Consider the following 15,657-nt stretch of genomic DNA (forward strand, 5'->3'; position numbering starts at 1 on the left):
AACAAGAATTAGATCCCTTCGGGGACTAGCAGAATGGAGAGCCGAAAATGGCAAAGAGCAAGTTTGAGCGCAACAAGCCGCACGTTAACATCGGCACGATCGGCCACGTTGACCACGGCAAGACGTCTCTGACGGCGGCGATCACGAAGTACTTCGGCGAGTTCAAGGCGTATGACCAGATCGACGCTGCGCCGGAAGAAAAGGCTCGCGGCATCACGATTTCGACGGCGCATGTCGAGTATGAGACGGCTGCCCGCCACTACGCGCACGTTGACTGCCCCGGCCACGCCGACTACGTCAAGAACATGATCACCGGTGCCGCACAGATGGACGGCGCGATCCTGGTGTGCTCGGCTGCCGACGGCCCGATGCCGCAGACCCGCGAACACATCCTGCTCGCCCGCCAGGTGGGCGTTCCGGCAATCGTCGTGTTCCTGAACAAGGTCGACCAGGTCGACGACGCCGAGCTTCTCGAGCTCGTCGAGCTGGAAGTGCGCGAACTGCTGTCGTCCTACGACTTCCCGGGCGACGACATCCCGGTCGTCAAGGGTTCGGCGCTGGCTGCTCTTGAAGATTCCGACAAGAAGATTGGCGAAGACGCGATCCGCGAGCTGATGGCCCAGGTCGACGCCTACATCCCGACGCCTGAGCGTCCGATCGACCAGCCGTTCCTGATGCCGATCGAAGACGTGTTCTCGATCTCGGGCCGCGGTACGGTCGTGACCGGCCGCGTCGAGCGCGGTATCGTCAAGGTTGGCGAAGAAGTCGAGATCGTCGGCATCCGCCCGACCTCGAAGACGACGGTGACCGGCGTTGAAATGTTCCGCAAGCTGCTCGACCAGGGCCAGGCCGGCGACAACATCGGCGCACTGATCCGCGGCGTGAACCGCGACGGCGTCGAGCGTGGCCAGATCCTGTGCAAGCCGGGTTCGGTGAAGCCGCACAAGAAGTTCAAGGCTGAAGCCTACATCCTGACGAAGGAAGAAGGCGGCCGTCATACGCCGTTCTTCACCAACTACCGTCCGCAGTTCTACTTCCGCACGACGGACGTGACGGGCATCGTGACGCTGCCGGAAGGCACGGAAATGGTGATGCCGGGCGACAACGTCACGGTTGACGTCGAGCTGATCGTGCCGATCGCCATGGAAGAAAAGCTGCGCTTCGCCATCCGCGAAGGCGGCCGCACCGTCGGCGCCGGTATCGTTGCATCGATCGTAGAGTAATCTTTTAAGCAAGCGGCCGAGGGCCGCTTGCTTATGACATAAAAATGTAGCAAATGGCGCGCGAGCGCGATTTGCGTCTGCTTCGGCTTCGAGGCAGGCAATGAACAGATAAGGTGGGCCTTAAGGCCTGGAGACTGGAAAGGGACATCGTTTTCGGTGTCCCCTTCGATCTTTGAAACCGGTGGTCCGCCTTAGGAAAAGAAGAACAGCCCGTGCCGTTTTGCTGGCACGCGAAGAACAAACACAAGGATAACGTCGAATGAACGGCCAAAATATCCGCATTCGCCTGAAGGCGTTCGATCACCGAATTCTCGATGCTTCCACGCGCGAGATTGTGTCGACGGCGAAGCGCACCGGAGCTAGTGTCCGGGGCCCCGTTCCGCTTCCGACCCGCATCGAGAAGTTTACGGTCAACCGGTCCCCGCACATCGACAAGAAGAGCCGCGAGCAGTTCGAGATGCGCACGCATAAGCGCCTCCTCGACATCGTAGACCCGACCCCGCAGACGGTGGACGCGCTGATGAAGCTCGATCTCGCCGCCGGTGTCGATGTTGAGATCAAGCTCTGAGCCTGGCTCGAGCGGATTTGGAAGGATTGAACCGATGCGTTCAGGTGTGATTGCACAGAAGGTGGGAATGACCCGCGTCTACAACGACGCCGGCGAGCATGTCCCGGTAACGGTATTGCGTATGGAAGGCTGCCAGGTCGTTTCTACGCGCACTGTAGAAAAGAATGGCTATACCGCAGTTCAGCTCGGTGCTGGCCAGGCGAAGGTTAAGAACACGTCCAAGGCGATGCGCGGCAACTTTGCTGTCGCCAACGTCGAGCCGAAGGCCAAGCTCGCAGAATTCCGCGTTTCGGAAGACAACCTGCTCGAGGTCGGCACCGAGCTCAAGGCTGGTCACTTCGCTGCAGGTCAGCTCGTCGACGTGACGGGTACGACCATCGGTAAGGGTTTTGCCGGCGCCATGAAGCGCCACGGCTTCGGCGGTCTGCGCGCCACGCACGGTGTGTCCGTTTCGCACCGTTCGCATGGTTCGACGGGTTCGCGCCAGGATCCAGGCAAGGTTTTCAAGAACAAGAAGATGGCTGGTCACATGGGCCAGACGCGCGTAACGACTCAGAACCTGGAAGTGGTTTCGACCGATGAAGATCGCGGTCTGATCCTGATCAAGGGTGCAGTACCCGGTTCCAAGGGTGCCTGGATCATCGTGCGCGATGCCGTCAAGTCGGCAGCGAAGTAAGGAGCCGGACCAATGGAATTCAACGTCAAGACCCTCGAGGGAAAAGACGCAGGGAAGGTTTCTCTCTCTGACGCGATTTTCGGCCTCGAGCCCCGCGAAGACATTCTTGCCCGCGTCATCCGCTGGCAGCTTGCCAAGAAGCAGCAGGGCACGCACCAGGCAAAGGGCCGCGCGGACGTTTCGCGTACCGGCGCCAAGATGTACAAGCAGAAGGGTACGGGCCGCGCTCGTCACCATTCGGCTCGCGCTCCGCAGTTCCGCGGCGGCGGTAAGGCTCACGGCCCGGTCGCCCGCAGCCACGAGCACGACCTTCCGAAGAAGGTTCGCGCTCTCGGCCTGCGCCACGCTCTGTCGGCCAAGTTCAAGTCCGAGGACGTCATCGTCATCGACAATCTGGTCGCTGCTGAAGCAAAGACCAAGGCTCTCGCATCCGTTTTTGAGACGCTGGGCCTGACCAATGCGCTCTTCATCGGCGGCGCTGAGCTTGACGGCAACTTCAAGCTTGCAGCAAAGAACATCCCGAACATCGATGTTCTGCCGATCCAGGGCATCAACGTTTACGACATCGTGCGCCGCGGCAAGCTCGTGCTTTCCAAGGCTGCCGTTGAAGCTCTAGAGGAGCGTTTCAAGTGACCGATCTTCGCCACTACGATGTGATCGTCTCGCCGGCGATCACCGAAAAGTCCACGCTGGTATCGGAAAACAACCAGGTTGTTTTCAACGTCGCCAAGGCGGCCACGAAGCCGGAAATCAAGGCTGCAGTCGAGGCGCTCTTCGGCGTCAAGGTCACGGCCGTCAACACTCTGCTCCGCAAGGGCAAGACCAAGCGTTTCCGCGGTTTTGTAGGCAAGCAGAAGGACGTGAAGAAGGCTGTCGTGACGCTGGCTGAAGGCCAGACGATCGACGTCTCCACCGGTCTCTGAGGAATAAGAAAATGGCATTGAAAACATTCAATCCTACGACCCCGAGCCAGCGCCAGCTCGTCATCGTTGACCGTTCTGGCCTGTGGAAGGGCAAGCCGGTCAAGGTGCTGACGGAAGGCCTGACTTCCAAGGGTGGCCGCAACAACGCCGGCCGCATCACGGTCCGCTTCCAGGGCGGCGGTCATAAGCGCACCTATCGTCTCGTCGACTTCAAGCGCCGCAAGTTTGACGTCGAGGGCACGGTCCAGCGTATCGAATATGACCCGAACCGCACGGCATACATCGCGCTCGTAACCTACACGGACGGCGAACAGGCCTACATCCTCGCTCCGCAGCGCCTCGCTGCCGGCGACAAGGTCATCGCTTCCGACAGGGCCGTCGACGTGAAGCCGGGCAACACCATGCCGCTTCAGTTCATCCCGGTCGGCTCCATCATCCACAACGTGGAAATGAAGCCGGGCAAGGGCGGTCAGATCGCACGTTCGGCTGGCGGTTACGCACAGCTCGTCGGCCGCGACCAGGGCATGGCGATCCTTCGCCTGAACTCGGGCGAACAGCGCCTCGTCCACGGCACCTGCCTGGCGACGATCGGTGCCGTTTCCAACCCGGACCACGGCAACATCAATGATGGCAAGGCCGGCCGTTCGCGCTGGCGTGGCAAGAAGCCGCACAACCGCGGCGTCGTCATGAACCCAGTCGACCATCCGCACGGCGGTGGTGAAGGCCGCACCTCGGGTGGCCGTCATCCGGTTACCCCGTGGGGCAAGCCGACCAAGGGCAAGCGCACCCGGTCGAACAAGTCGACCGACAAGATGATCATGCGCTCGCGTCATCAGCGTAAGAAGTAAGAGAGGAAGTCTCCAATGGCTCGTTCAGTATGGAAAGGTCCGTTCGTTGACGGCTATCTTCTCAAGAAGGCTGAGAAGGTTCGTGAAGGCGGACGTGCAGAAGTAATCAAGATCTGGAGCCGTCGCTCCACGATCCTGCCGCAGTTCGTCGGTCTCACCTTCGGCGTCTACAACGGCAGCAAGCATGTTCCGGTCAGCGTCAATGAAGACATGGTCGGTCACAAATTCGGTGAATTCTCTCCGACCCGGACCTATTACGGTCACGGTGCGGACAAGAAGGCAAAGAGGAAGTAACAATGGGCAAGGCAAAAGCCGAACGCCGGCTGAAGGACAACGAGGCGCAAGCAGTCGCCCGCACGCTCCGCGTCAGCCCACAGAAGCTCAACCTGGTTGCTGCGGCCATCCGCGGCAAGAAGGTTGACCGCGCACTCGCTGAGCTGGAGTTCTCCCGCAAGCGCATCGCAGGCGCCGTCAAGAAGACGCTCGAATCTGCGATCGCCAACGCCGAGAACAACCACGATCTCGACGTCGACTCGCTGGTCGTAGCAGAAGCCTATGTCGGCAAGTCGATCGTCATGAAGCGCTTCCACGCTCGTGGCCGCGGCCGTGCATCTCGCATCGAGAAGCCGTTCGCCCACCTGACGATCGTCGTCCGCGAAGTGCAGGCACAAGAGGAGGCCGCATAATGGGTCAGAAAATCAATCCAATCGGTTTCCGTCTTGGCATCAACCGCACCTGGGATAGCCGCTGGTTCGCGGACAATGCCGAGTACGGTCAGCTCCTGCACGAAGACCTGAAGATGCGCAAGTTCGTCATGAGCGAACTGAAGCAGGCTGGTATTGCAAAGGTCGTCATCGAGCGTCCGCACAAGAAATGCCGCGTCACGATCCACTCGGCTCGCCCGGGTCTGATCATCGGCAAGAAGGGTGCAGACATCGACAAGCTCCGCAAGAAGCTGTCGGACATGACGAACTCCGAAACGCACCTCAACATCGTCGAAGTGCGCAAGCCGGAAGTCGACGCGACGCTCGTCGCACAGTCGATTGCCCAGCAGCTGGAACGCCGCGTGGCTTTCCGCCGCGCCATGAAGCGCGCTGTTCAGTCTGCAATGCGTCTTGGCGCCGAAGGCATCAGGATCACCTGCGCAGGCCGTCTCGGCGGTGCGGAAATCGCTCGTACCGAATGGTACCGCGAAGGCCGCGTTCCGCTGCACACCCTGCGTGCGGACATCGACTACGGTACGGCTGAAGCCGAAACCGCATTCGGCATCTGCGGCATCAAGGTCTGGATCTTCAAGGGCGAAATCCTTGAACACGATCCGCTGGCCTCCGAGCGCCGCGCACTCGAGGGTGACGCTCAGGGTCCGGCAAGCCGTGATCGCGATCGTCGCCGCGACAACGCTTGATAGCGTTGGTGGCAGATAAGTTCGGAGAATAAGAAAATGTTGCAGCCAAAGCGTACCAAGTACCGCAAGCAATTCAAGGGCCGCATCAAGGGCGTCGCCAAGGGTGGTTCCGACCTCGCCTTCGGTGAATTCGGCCTGAAGGCTCAGGAGCCCAACCGCGTCAACGCACGTGAAATCGAAGCGGCCCGCCGCGCGATCACGCGCTACATGAAGCGCGCCGGCCGTGTATGGATCCGCGTGTTCCCGGACGTTCCGGTAACCGCAAAGCCGACCGAAGTCCGCATGGGTAAGGGTAAGGGCTCCGTCGAATATTGGGCATGCAAGGTCAAGCCTGGCCGCATGATGTTCGAGATCGACGGCGTCACCGAAGAAATCGCCCGCGAGGCGCTTCGTCTCGGCTCGGCCAAGCTCTCGGTCAAGACGCGCTTCGTTCAGCGCATTGCAGAGTAAGGAGAGGCAGATGAAAGCCGAAGAAGTCCGCGGCCTCACGGCCGATCAGCTCAAGGACAAGCTCGCCAACCTCAAGAAGGAGCAGTTCAACCTGCGCTTCCAGAAGGCAACCGGCCAGCTCGAAAAGTCCTCGCGCATCAACGAAGTCCGCAAGGACATCGCCCGCGTGAAAACCATTGCCCGCCAGAAGGCGGCAGAAGCAAAGGCGTAAAGGAAGAATAACATGCCGAAGCGCATTCTGCAGGGCGTTGTCGTTGGCGACAAGAACGAGAAGACTGTCGTAGTTCGCGTTGAGCGCCGTTTTGCTCACCCGCTGCTTCAGAAGACCGTTCGTCGTTCCAAGAAGTACAAGGCCCACGACGAAAACAACCAGTACAAGATCGGCGATACCGTATCCATCGAGGAATGCGCACCGATCTCCAAGGACAAGCGCTGGACGGTCATTTCCGCCCAGGGCAAGTAACAGAATTTTGCGCGAGGCCTTGCGTCTCGCCGAAATTTCTGTATGAAGCAGCGTCAGAACGCTCGAATGCCGGGCGTTCTTTTGCTTTGAGCGCATGGAAGGTCCCGTCGGGAAACCACCTTGGCACGATTTTTCCCGCGCTATTCAAGCTATTGCCGTGTCTGTACCCGCCCTTGAGGCGGGTTCGGCGGGCTGACAATTTTCATGAGCCGGGGTAGGGGGCGCAAGCCCAACCATTCCGGTAAAACAAGAAGGCGACCTGATATGATTCAGATGCAAACAAACCTCGACGTCGCGGATAATTCCGGCGCACGTCGTGTCATGTGCATCAAGGTGCTGGGCGGCTCGAAGCGCAAGTATGCCTCGATCGGCGACGTCATCGTCGTTTCGATCAAGGAAGCGATCCCGCGCGGCCGCGTGAAGAAGGGTGACGTGATGAAGGCGGTGGTTGTTCGTACCGCCAAGGAAATCCGTCGCGTGGATGGCAGCATCATCCGCTTCGACACGAATGCAGCAGTCCTCATCGACAACAAGAAAGAGCCGATCGGCACCCGTATCTTCGGACCGGTTCCGCGCGAACTTCGCGCCAAGAACCACATGAAGATCATCTCGCTGGCTCCCGAAGTACTGTAAGGAGCGGGAACGATGCAGAAGATTCGTAAAGGCGACAAGGTCGTCATGCTCGCAGGCAAGGACAAAGGCCGTACCGGCGAAGTCCTCCAGGTTCTGCCGAAGGAAGATCGCGCGGTCGTCCGTGGCGTCAACGTCGTCAAGCGCCACCAGCGCCAGACGCAGACGCAGGAAGCCGGCATCATCAGCAAGGAAGCCTCGGTTCACCTGTCCAACATTGCAATCGTCGACAAGGACGGCAAGCCGACCCGCGTCGGTTTCAAGGTCGTTGACGGCAAGAAGGTCCGTGTGGCCAAGCGTTCTGGAGATGTGATCGATGGCTGAGGCAAAGTACGAGCCGCGGCTCAAGAAGGAATATGTCGAGCGCATCCGCAAGGCGATGCAGGAGAAGTTCTCCTATGCCAACGAGATGCAGATCCCGAAGCTCGACAAGATCGTAATCAACATGGGTGTTGGCGAAGCAACGGCTGATTCGAAGAAGCCGACGATTGCTGCAGCCGACCTGGCAGCGATCGCCGGCCAGAAGCCGGTCATCACCCGTGCACGCAACTCCATCGCTGGCTTCAAGGTCCGCGAGCAGATGCCGATCGGCGCCAAGGTCACCCTGCGCGGCGCCCGCATGTACGAGTTCCTGGACCGTCTCGTGAACATCGCGCTTCCGCGCGTTCGCGACTTCCGCGGCCTGAACCCGAAGAGCTTTGACGGCCGTGGCAACTTCGCCATGGGCATCAAGGAGCACATTGTGTTCCCTGAGATCAACTACGACAAGGTTGATCAGATGTGGGGCATGGACATCATCGTTTGCACGACGGCAACGAAGGACGACGAAGCACGAGCTCTGCTGACAGAGTTCAACTTCCCGTTCCGTCAGTAACCGTAACGACGAGCGTAGAAAAGGAACCTGACATGGCGAAGACAAGCGCAGTTGAAAAGAACAAGCGCCGCCGTACTACGGTCGCAAATCAGGCTGCCAAGCGCGCAGCCCTGAAGGCGATCATCATGAACCAGTCTCTTCCGATCGAAGAGCGGTTCAAGGCCTCGATCAAGCTGGCATCCCTGCCGCGCGATGGATCCAAGACCCGCATTCGCAACCGTTGCGAAGTATCGGGCCGCCCGCGCGCGTACTACCGCAAACTGCGCATGTCGCGTATCGCGCTGCGTGAACTGGGCAATCTCGGCAAGGTGCCGGGCATCGTCAAGTCGAGCTGGTAAGGAGCAGGTTAGATGACAATGACTGATCCGTTGGGCGATATGCTCACTCGCATCCGCAACGGCGCTTCCCGCCGCAAGTCGTCGGTTTCGACGCCTGCGTCCAAGCTCCGTGCACGCGTTCTCGATGTCCTGCAGTCCGAAGGCTACATCCGTGGCTATTCCGTTGTCGATTTCGGCAATGGCAAGTCGGAACTCAGCATCGAGCTGAAGTACTACGAAGGCACATCGGTGATCCGTGAGATCGGCCGTGTGTCCAAGCCGGGCCGCCGGGTTTATGTCTCGGTCAAGTCCATTCCGCAGGTCGCGAACGGTCTCGGCATCACCATCCTTTCGACTCCGAAGGGCGTGATGGCCGATCACCAGGCTCGCGAACAGAACGTTGGTGGCGAGGTTCTTTGCTCTGTCTTCTAAGACAGGGCAGGGATCTCCATTGCGAACAGACAGGATTTAAACATGTCTCGTATCGGTAAGAAGCCCGTTCAGGTACCTGCTGGAATCACGGCTACGGTCGATGGTCAGAAGGTTACTGCAAAGGGCCCGAAGGGCGAGCTGTTCTTCGTCGCAAACGACGAAGTCGGCGTAAAGCTCGAAGATAACGCGGTCGTGGTCACGCCGCTCAACCAGACCAAGGATGCTCGCGCAAAGTGGGGTATGTCCCGCACAATGATCGAGAACATCTTCAAGGGCGTCAAGGACGGTTACGAGCGCAAGCTCGAAATCAACGGCGTTGGTTATCGTGCATCCATGCAGGGCAAGAACCTGCAGCTGGCTCTCGGTTTCAGCCACGACGTGGTCTATGAGCCGCCGGTCGGTATCTCGATCGCTGTTCCGAAGCCGACGGAAATCGTCGTCACCGGCATTAATAAGCAGCAGGTCGGTCAGGTCGCCGCCGAAATCCGCGAATACCGCGGTCCCGAGCCCTACAAGGGCAAGGGCGTGAAGTATGCTGACGAGCGCATCGTCCGCAAAGAAGGCAAGAAGAAGTAAGGATCACGCGAAATGGCTAGCAGGAAAGAAGCACTTGCACGTCGTGCCAACCGCGTGCGCCGTCAACTCAAGTCGGTGGCCAATGGCCGTCCGCGCCTGTCGGTTCATCGCTCCTCGAAGAACATCTACGCACAGATCATCGATGATGTGGCCGGCAAGACGCTTGCGGCTGCCTCCACGCTCGACAAGGATCTGCGCGGTTCTCTGAAGACCGGTGCCGACACCGCAGCAGCTGCCCTCGTCGGCAAGCTCGTTGCAGAGCGCGCCTCCAAGGCCGGCGTCAAGGAAGTCGTATTCGACCGTGGCGCCTTCATCTATCACGGCCGCATCAAGGCTCTTGCAGAAGCAGCCCGCGAAGGCGGTCTGACCTTCTAAGGAGATTTCCGGCCGCGCGTCTTTTGGACAGCGGCCGGATTTTCACCGGACCGCAAACGCTCCCGCAAGGGAGACCGATGCGGTCCTCGTTTGTTTGCCGATTGCACCCGGAAAAGAAAAAGGAAGAGGACAATGGCACAGGAAAGAAGGGGTTCTCGCGAAGATCGCCAGAGCCGCGAAGAGCGCGACAGCGAATTCGTCGACAAGCTTGTCGCGATCAACCGCGTCGCCAAGGTTGTTAAGGGTGGCCGCCGTTTCGGTTTCGCCGCTCTCGTCGTCGTCGGTGACCAGAAAGGCCGCGTAGGCTTCGGTCACGGTAAGGCACGCGAAGTGCCGGAAGCGATCCGCAAGGCAACGGAAGCCGCCAAGCGCGAGCTGATCTTCGTTCCCCTGCGTGAAGGCCGCACCCTGCATCACGACGTCCATGGCCGCCATGGCGCCGGCAAGGTTCTGCTGCGCTCGGCCAAGGTCGGTACCGGTATCATCGCCGGCGGTCCGATGCGCGCCGTTTTCGAAACGCTCGGCGTTCACGACGTTGTCGCCAAGTCGACCGGTTCCTCGAACCCGTACAACATGGTTCGCGCAACCTTCGACGCTCTGAAGCACCAGGTTCACCCGAAGGACATCGCAGCTCAGCGCGGCATCAAGTATGCTACGCTCCAGGCTCGCCGTGCCGCCTCCGGCAACGCCTCTGAAGAATAAGAGGAGTCTGACCCATGGCTAAGGCTACCAAGAAGACCGAAGCGAAGACGGTTACCGTCGAGCAGATCGGCAGCCCGATTCGCCGGCCGGCTGTACAGCGCCAGACGCTGATCGGCCTCGGCCTCAACAAGATGCACCGGACCCGCACCCTGGAAGATACGCCTTCCGTTCGCGGCATGATCCGTGCTGTCCAGCATCTCGTTCGCGTCGTCGACGAGAAGTGAGACGGAGGTTATCATCATGAAACTCAATGAAATCAGAGATAACGAAGGTTCGACCCACAGCCGCAAGCGCCTCGGCCGCGGTATCGGTTCGGGCTCGGGCAAGACCGGTGGTCGCGGTGTGAAGGGTCAGAAGTCCCGTTCCGGCGTCGCCATCAACGGTTTTGAAGGTGGTCAGATGCCAATCTACCGCCGTCTGCCGAAGCGCGGCTTCACGAACATCTTCAAGGCCGACTTCGTCGTCGTCTCTCTCGCACGCATCCAGGCTGCGATCGACGCCGGCAAGCTCGACGCCAAGGCGACTGTCGATGCCGCAGCCCTCAAGGCCGCCGGTGTGATCCGCCGCGCCAAGGACGGCGTTCGCGTTCTCGCCGACGGCGAGCTGAAGGCAAAGATCAAGCTCGAAGTCGCAGGCGCTTCCAAGCCCGCCGTCGAGAAGATCGAAAAGGCCGGCGCGTCGATCACGCTTCTTTCTGCCGCAGCGGCAGAATAATAATCTTATGATATGTCGCCCGGGGTGGCTTCACACCGGGCGATTTTGCTCCCATATGTGGGCCTCACAAGAATCTGCATCGTTGCACTCCGCAGCATGCCGGTTTCGACGAAATCAAGGGTGAGGCATAGGTTGCGCCAGCAATCCGTCCGTAGCCCGATTGTGAATAATTTGATTACTGATTCCGGGTCCGGCACTCGCCCGAAGCGCCCGAATTGGTAGCGCGGAGAATCGCATGGCGTCTGCAGCGGAACAATTGGCTTCCAATCTTAGTTTTTCGACCTTCGCCAAAGCCGAGGATCTCAAGAAGCGCCTGTGGTTCACGCTGGCAGCTCTCCTCGTCTATCGTCTTGGTACGCACATTCCGCTTCCGGGCCTCAATCCCGAAGCCTATGCCCAGGCCTTCCGCGGCCAGGCGGGCGGCATTCTCGGCCTCTTCAACATGTTTTCGGGCGGCGCCGTCGAGCGCATGGCGATCTTCGCGCTCGGCATCATGCCCTATATCTCCGCTTCGATCATCGTGCAGTTGATGACCTCGGTCGTGCCGGCGCTCGAAAACCTGAAGAAGGAAGGCGAGCAGGGCCGCAAGATCATCAACCAGTACACCCGCTACGGCACCGTGCTGCTCGGCGCACTGCAGGCCTATGGCATCGCGGTCGGCCTTGAAAGCGGCAGCGGCCTCGTGGTCGATCCGGGCTGGTTCTTCCGTATTTCCACCGTCATCACACTGCTCGGCGGCACGATGTTCCTGATGTGGCTCGGCGAACAGATCACCTCGCGCGGCATCGGCAACGGCATTTCGCTGATCATTTTCGCAGGCATCGCTGCCGGTCTTCCGAGCGCGCTTGCCGGCACGCTCGAACTCGGCCGCACCGGTGCGCTTTCGACGTCGCTGATTCTCGCTGTCATCCTGATCGCAATGGCCGTTATCGCCGTCATCGTCTTCGTCGAGCGCGCCCAGCGCCGGCTGCTGATCCAGTATCCGAAGCGTCAGGTCGGCAACCGGATGTTCCAGGGCGATACCTCGCACCTGCCGCTGAAGTTGAATACCTCGGGCGTCATCCCGGCAATCTTCGCCTCGTCGCTGCTGCTTCTGCCAGCGACCGTCGCGGGCTTTGCCAACACGACGTCTCTGCCGTCCTGGGCGACGGTGATCGTTGCGGCGCTCGGCCACGGCCAACCGCTCTATATGCTGCTCTACGCGGCGTTGATCGCGTTCTTTGCCTTCTTCTACACGGCCATCGTCTTCAATCCGAAGGACACGGCCGACAATCTGAAGAAGCATGGCGGCTTCATTCCCGGCATCCGTCCAGGCGAGCGCACCGCCGAATATATCGATTTCGTGCTGACCCGCATCACGGTCATCGGCGCGATCTATCTCGTCTTCGTCTGCATCCTGCCTGAGATCCTGGTGTCGCAAACCGGCATCCCATTAGCCCTTGGTGGTACTTCGCTTTTGATCGTGGTTAGCGTAACTCTTGATACGGTGGCTCAGATCCAGGGTCATCTGATTGCACAGCAGTACGAAGGCCTGATCAAGAAATCGAAGTTGCGTGGAGGAAAGAGGGGGCGATGAGACTCATACTTTTGGGGCCGCCGGGCGCGGGCAAGGGAACCCAGGCCCAGCGGATCGTGGAGAAGTACGGCATTCCGCAGCTTTCCACGGGTGACATGCTTCGCGCTGCCGTTCACGCTGGAACCGAGGTCGGCAAGCGGGCCGATGCCTTGATGAAGGCGGGCAAGCTTGTGCCCGATGAAGTCGTCAACGCCATCGTCTCCGAGCGCATCGACCAGCCGGACTGTGCGAATGGCTTCATCCTCGACGGTTTCCCCCGGACGCTGATCCAGGCGGATGCCACGGAAGCGATGCTTCGCGCAAAGGGTCTCGACCTTTCCGTCGTCATCGAGTTGAAGGTCAACGACGACGAGCTCATTCGCCGTGTTGCGGGGCGCTATTCATGCGCACAATGCGGCAGCGTCTACCATGACACCGACAAGGCCCCGGAAAGCGAAGGCGTCTGCGACAAGTGCGGTTCGACGCATTTCAAGCGCCGGCCGGACGATAACCCGGAGACGATGACGGCGCGGCTTCAGGTCTATTACAAGGAAACCTCGCCGTTGATCGGCTATTACTACGCCAAGGGGAAGCTCAAGAGCGTGGACGGCATGGCCGACATAGACCACGTCACTGGCGAGGTCGACACCATCCTTTCGAAGCTTTAAGGCTTTGAAAATAAACTTGGCGGGACCGGTTGCCTTTCAGCGCTGATTCCGCTAAACACCGCGCCAACTCGCGATATTCGATGCGATCGGCGCGGATTTCCCAAAGGAACTCCGGGTTCGGTCGTTTTGACATGTTACGAACCCAAATTTGAACGAGCGGCCCTTCGGAGGGCGGCATAATCGAAGCCCTCTTGCCGGATGGCAACTGGAACTCAAGGAGAATAGGCGTGGCACGTATCGCTGGCGTCAACATCCCGACTGCGAAGCGCGTCGTTATCGCGCTGACCTACATTCACGGGATCGGTTCGAAATTCGCACAGGAAATCGTCGAGAAGGTCGGCATCCCGGCTGATCGCCGCGTGCACCAGCTCACGGACGCTGAAGTTCTTCAGATCCGCGAAACGATCGACCGCGACTATCAGGTCGAAGGTGATCTTCGTCGCGAAACCTCGATGAACATCAAGCGTCTGATGGACCTCGGCTGCTACCGCGGCCTGCGTCATCGCCGCGGCCTGCCGGTTCGCGGTCAGCGCACGCACACCAATGCCCGCACCCGCAAGGGCCCGGCAAAGGCGATCGCTGGTAAGAAGAAGTAATTTCCGGGAAACCGGGAGTGGGAGGCTGGCGGTCTGCGCCGGCCTCTTTTGAGTTTGGGGCGGAGCTGCAAGGCGCCGTTCCGGTGTAGCCGCTGGCATTACGGCGGTGAAGATATCCAAGAAAGGGATACAATGGCCAAGGAAGCCGTCCGCGTTCGCCGTCGCGAACGTAAAAACATTTCGTCGGGTGTGGCTCACGTCAACTCGACCTTCAACAACACGATGATCACCATCACTGACGCGCAGGGCAATGCAATCGCCTGGTCGTCCGCCGGTGCCAAGGGCTTTAAGGGTTCGCGCAAGTCGACCCCGTTCGCGGCCCAGATCGCTGCTGAAGATGCTGCCAAGAAGGCGCAGGAACATGGCATGAAGTCGCTGGAAGTCGAAGTTTGCGGTCCGGGTTCTGGTCGTGAATCCGCTCTGCGCGCGCTCCAGGCTGCCGGTTTCATGATCACGTCCATCCGCGACGTGACGCCGATCCCGCACAATGGCTGCCGCCCGCGCAAGAAGCGCCGCGTCTGATCATCGCCACTCACAACACCGGTGAGCGTTTTGTTGACGCTCCCGGTGCTTCTCAAGCTCGGTTGCCACGATTGGATGGTGGCAACGAACGGAAGGCAAAAAAATGATCCAGAAGAACTGGCAGGAATTGATCAAGCCGAACAAGGTCGAGTTCTCTTCGAACTCGCGCATCAAGGCGACGCTCGTTGCAGAGCCGCTTGAGCGCGGTTTCGGCCTGACCCTCGGCAACGCGCTTCGTCGCGTTCTGCTCTCGTCGCTGCGCGGTGCCGCTGTGACGGCCGTGCAGATCGACGGCGTGCTGCACGAATTCTCCTCGATTCCGGGCGTCCGCGAAGACGTGACGGATATCGTGCTCAACATCAAGGAAATCGCCATCAAGATGGATGGCGACGACGCAAAGCGCATGGTCGTCCGCAAGCAGGGCCCGGGCGTTGTGACGGCTGGCGACATCCAGACGGTCGGCGATATCGAAATCCTCAACCCTGAGCATGTCATCTGCACGCTCGACGAGGGCGCCGAGATCCGCATGGAATTCACCGTCAACAACGGCAAGGGCTACGTTCCGGCCGAACGCAATCGTGCGGAAGATGCTCCGATCGGCCTGATCCCGGTCGACAGCCTCTATTCGCCGGTCAAGAAGGTGTCCTACAAGGTTGAAAACACCCGCGAAGGACAGGTTCTCGACTACGACAAGCTGACGATGACCATCGAAACCGATGGCTCCGTTTCCGGCGAAGACGCCGTCGCTTTTGCGGCGCGCATCCTCCAGGACCAGCTTGGCGTCTTCGTCAACTTCGACGAGCCGCAGAAGGAAGCCGAAGAGGAAGCAGTCACCGAACTCGCTTTCAACCCGGCGCTCCTCAAGAAGGTAGACGAACTCGAACTGTCGGTCCGCTCGGCAAACTGCCTGAAGAACGACAACATCGTCTACATCGGCGACCTCATTCAGAAGACCGAAGCAGAAATGCTCCGCACGCCGAATTTTGGTCGCAAGTCGCTGAACGAAATCAAGGAAGTTCTCGCTTCCATGGGCCTGCATCTCGGCATGGAAGTGCCGGCATGGCCGCCTGAGAACATCGAAGATCTCGCCAAGCGATACGAAGACCAGTACTAACCATCAAACGGCGGGCGAGATGCCTG

27 protein-coding genes are annotated in these 15,657 nt (G+C 59.8%); all 27 read left to right on the forward strand.

Annotated features, from left to right (window positions below):
• Nucleotides 1-47 precede the first annotated feature (47 nt).
• Nucleotides 48-1,223, forward strand: a complete 1,176-nt coding sequence (gene tuf / locus QA644_RS06065; RefSeq protein WP_074067586.1) for an elongation factor Tu — start codon at nt 48-50, stop codon at nt 1,221-1,223.
• Between the two features lie 259 nt (nt 1,224-1,482).
• Nucleotides 1,483-1,791 carry a 30S ribosomal protein S10 gene (rpsJ, locus tag QA644_RS06070; RefSeq protein WP_003547547.1) on the forward strand — a complete coding sequence of 103 codons (309 nt, stop codon included), beginning with the start codon at nt 1,483-1,485 and terminating at the stop codon, nt 1,789-1,791.
• A gap of 34 nt (nt 1,792-1,825) precedes the next feature.
• Nucleotides 1,826-2,467, forward strand: coding sequence for a 50S ribosomal protein L3 (rplC, locus tag QA644_RS06075; RefSeq protein ID WP_022718392.1), 642 nt, complete (start codon nt 1,826-1,828; stop codon nt 2,465-2,467).
• Between the two features lie 12 nt (nt 2,468-2,479).
• The gene (gene rplD / locus QA644_RS06080; protein ID WP_022718391.1) at nt 2,480-3,100 is read left to right on the forward strand and encodes a 50S ribosomal protein L4; all 621 of its coding nucleotides are present in this window, start codon (nt 2,480-2,482) and stop codon (nt 3,098-3,100) included.
• Nucleotides 3,097-3,390, forward strand: a complete 294-nt coding sequence (locus QA644_RS06085) for a 50S ribosomal protein L23 (protein ID WP_022718390.1) — start codon at nt 3,097-3,099, stop codon at nt 3,388-3,390. Before rplD ends, QA644_RS06085 begins: the two co-directional genes overlap by 4 nt.
• An 11-nt stretch (nt 3,391-3,401) precedes the next feature.
• Nucleotides 3,402-4,238 carry a 50S ribosomal protein L2 gene (gene rplB, locus QA644_RS06090; RefSeq protein WP_074067598.1) on the forward strand — a complete coding sequence of 279 codons (837 nt, stop codon included), beginning with the start codon at nt 3,402-3,404 and terminating at the stop codon, nt 4,236-4,238.
• A gap of 15 nt (nt 4,239-4,253) precedes the next feature.
• A complete protein-coding gene (rpsS, locus tag QA644_RS06095; RefSeq protein WP_007531666.1) occupies nt 4,254-4,532 on the forward strand; it encodes a 30S ribosomal protein S19 in 279 nt (92 codons plus the stop codon).
• Nucleotides 4,533-4,534: 2 nt separating this feature from the next.
• Nucleotides 4,535-4,924 (forward strand): 50S ribosomal protein L22, encoded by a 390-nt coding sequence (gene rplV, locus QA644_RS06100; protein WP_022718388.1) that lies wholly within the window; start codon nt 4,535-4,537, stop codon nt 4,922-4,924.
• The gene (gene rpsC, locus QA644_RS06105) at nt 4,924-5,643 is read left to right on the forward strand and encodes a 30S ribosomal protein S3 (RefSeq protein ID WP_022718387.1); all 720 of its coding nucleotides are present in this window, start codon (nt 4,924-4,926) and stop codon (nt 5,641-5,643) included. Before rplV ends, rpsC begins: the two co-directional genes overlap by 1 nt.
• Before the next feature lie 36 nt (nt 5,644-5,679).
• Nucleotides 5,680-6,093, forward strand: coding sequence for a 50S ribosomal protein L16 (gene rplP, locus QA644_RS06110; RefSeq protein ID WP_022718386.1), 414 nt, complete (start codon nt 5,680-5,682; stop codon nt 6,091-6,093).
• Between the two features lie 10 nt (nt 6,094-6,103).
• Nucleotides 6,104-6,304 (forward strand): 50S ribosomal protein L29, encoded by a 201-nt coding sequence (gene rpmC / locus QA644_RS06115; RefSeq protein WP_022718385.1) that lies wholly within the window; start codon nt 6,104-6,106, stop codon nt 6,302-6,304.
• Nucleotides 6,305-6,316: 12 nt separating this feature from the next.
• The gene (rpsQ, locus tag QA644_RS06120; RefSeq protein ID WP_003547557.1) at nt 6,317-6,556 is read left to right on the forward strand and encodes a 30S ribosomal protein S17; all 240 of its coding nucleotides are present in this window, start codon (nt 6,317-6,319) and stop codon (nt 6,554-6,556) included.
• A 264-nt stretch (nt 6,557-6,820) separates the two neighbouring features.
• Nucleotides 6,821-7,189 carry a 50S ribosomal protein L14 gene (gene rplN / locus QA644_RS06125; protein WP_018900268.1) on the forward strand — a complete coding sequence of 123 codons (369 nt, stop codon included), beginning with the start codon at nt 6,821-6,823 and terminating at the stop codon, nt 7,187-7,189.
• A 12-nt stretch (nt 7,190-7,201) separates the two neighbouring features.
• Nucleotides 7,202-7,510, forward strand: a complete 309-nt coding sequence (gene rplX / locus QA644_RS06130) for a 50S ribosomal protein L24 (protein WP_022718384.1) — start codon at nt 7,202-7,204, stop codon at nt 7,508-7,510.
• The gene (rplE, locus tag QA644_RS06135; protein ID WP_283071475.1) at nt 7,503-8,060 is read left to right on the forward strand and encodes a 50S ribosomal protein L5; all 558 of its coding nucleotides are present in this window, start codon (nt 7,503-7,505) and stop codon (nt 8,058-8,060) included. The genes rplX and rplE overlap by 8 nt, the downstream gene beginning before the upstream one ends.
• A gap of 32 nt (nt 8,061-8,092) precedes the next feature.
• Nucleotides 8,093-8,398 carry a 30S ribosomal protein S14 gene (gene rpsN / locus QA644_RS06140; protein WP_074067600.1) on the forward strand — a complete coding sequence of 102 codons (306 nt, stop codon included), beginning with the start codon at nt 8,093-8,095 and terminating at the stop codon, nt 8,396-8,398.
• A 12-nt stretch (nt 8,399-8,410) separates the two neighbouring features.
• Nucleotides 8,411-8,809, forward strand: coding sequence for a 30S ribosomal protein S8 (rpsH, locus tag QA644_RS06145; protein WP_022718381.1), 399 nt, complete (start codon nt 8,411-8,413; stop codon nt 8,807-8,809).
• 42 nt (nt 8,810-8,851) lie between these two features.
• A complete protein-coding gene (rplF, locus tag QA644_RS06150; protein ID WP_022718380.1) occupies nt 8,852-9,385 on the forward strand; it encodes a 50S ribosomal protein L6 in 534 nt (177 codons plus the stop codon).
• A 12-nt stretch (nt 9,386-9,397) separates the two neighbouring features.
• On the forward strand, nt 9,398-9,760 hold the full coding sequence (rplR, locus tag QA644_RS06155; protein ID WP_022718379.1) for a 50S ribosomal protein L18: 363 nt from the start codon (nt 9,398-9,400) through the stop codon (nt 9,758-9,760).
• 132 nt (nt 9,761-9,892) lie between these two features.
• Complete coding sequence (gene rpsE, locus QA644_RS06160) at nt 9,893-10,462, forward strand: 30S ribosomal protein S5 (protein ID WP_022718378.1); 570 nt, start codon at nt 9,893-9,895, stop codon at nt 10,460-10,462.
• Nucleotides 10,463-10,476: 14 nt separating this feature from the next.
• Entirely contained in the window at nt 10,477-10,686 is a 210-nt protein-coding gene (rpmD, locus tag QA644_RS06165; protein WP_022718377.1) for a 50S ribosomal protein L30, read from the forward strand.
• Nucleotides 10,687-10,702: 16 nt separating this feature from the next.
• Nucleotides 10,703-11,176, forward strand: coding sequence for a 50S ribosomal protein L15 (gene rplO / locus QA644_RS06170; RefSeq protein WP_022718376.1), 474 nt, complete (start codon nt 10,703-10,705; stop codon nt 11,174-11,176).
• Nucleotides 11,177-11,411: 235 nt separating this feature from the next.
• Nucleotides 11,412-12,752, forward strand: a complete 1,341-nt coding sequence (secY, locus tag QA644_RS06175) for a preprotein translocase subunit SecY (RefSeq protein WP_074067602.1) — start codon at nt 11,412-11,414, stop codon at nt 12,750-12,752.
• Entirely contained in the window at nt 12,749-13,399 is a 651-nt protein-coding gene (locus QA644_RS06180) for an adenylate kinase (protein ID WP_074067604.1), read from the forward strand. Before secY ends, QA644_RS06180 begins: the two co-directional genes overlap by 4 nt.
• A 227-nt stretch (nt 13,400-13,626) precedes the next feature.
• On the forward strand, nt 13,627-13,995 hold the full coding sequence (gene rpsM, locus QA644_RS06185) for a 30S ribosomal protein S13 (RefSeq protein WP_022718373.1): 369 nt from the start codon (nt 13,627-13,629) through the stop codon (nt 13,993-13,995).
• A 132-nt stretch (nt 13,996-14,127) separates the two neighbouring features.
• Nucleotides 14,128-14,517, forward strand: a complete 390-nt coding sequence (gene rpsK / locus QA644_RS06190; protein WP_022718372.1) for a 30S ribosomal protein S11 — start codon at nt 14,128-14,130, stop codon at nt 14,515-14,517.
• Between the two features lie 103 nt (nt 14,518-14,620).
• Nucleotides 14,621-15,631, forward strand: coding sequence for a DNA-directed RNA polymerase subunit alpha (locus QA644_RS06195; RefSeq protein WP_022718371.1), 1,011 nt, complete (start codon nt 14,621-14,623; stop codon nt 15,629-15,631).
• The last annotated feature ends 26 nt before the right edge of the window (nt 15,632-15,657 follow it).

This window comes from Rhizobium sp. CC1099, from assembly GCF_029714385.1.
Taxonomy (GTDB): domain Bacteria; phylum Pseudomonadota; class Alphaproteobacteria; order Rhizobiales; family Rhizobiaceae; genus Rhizobium.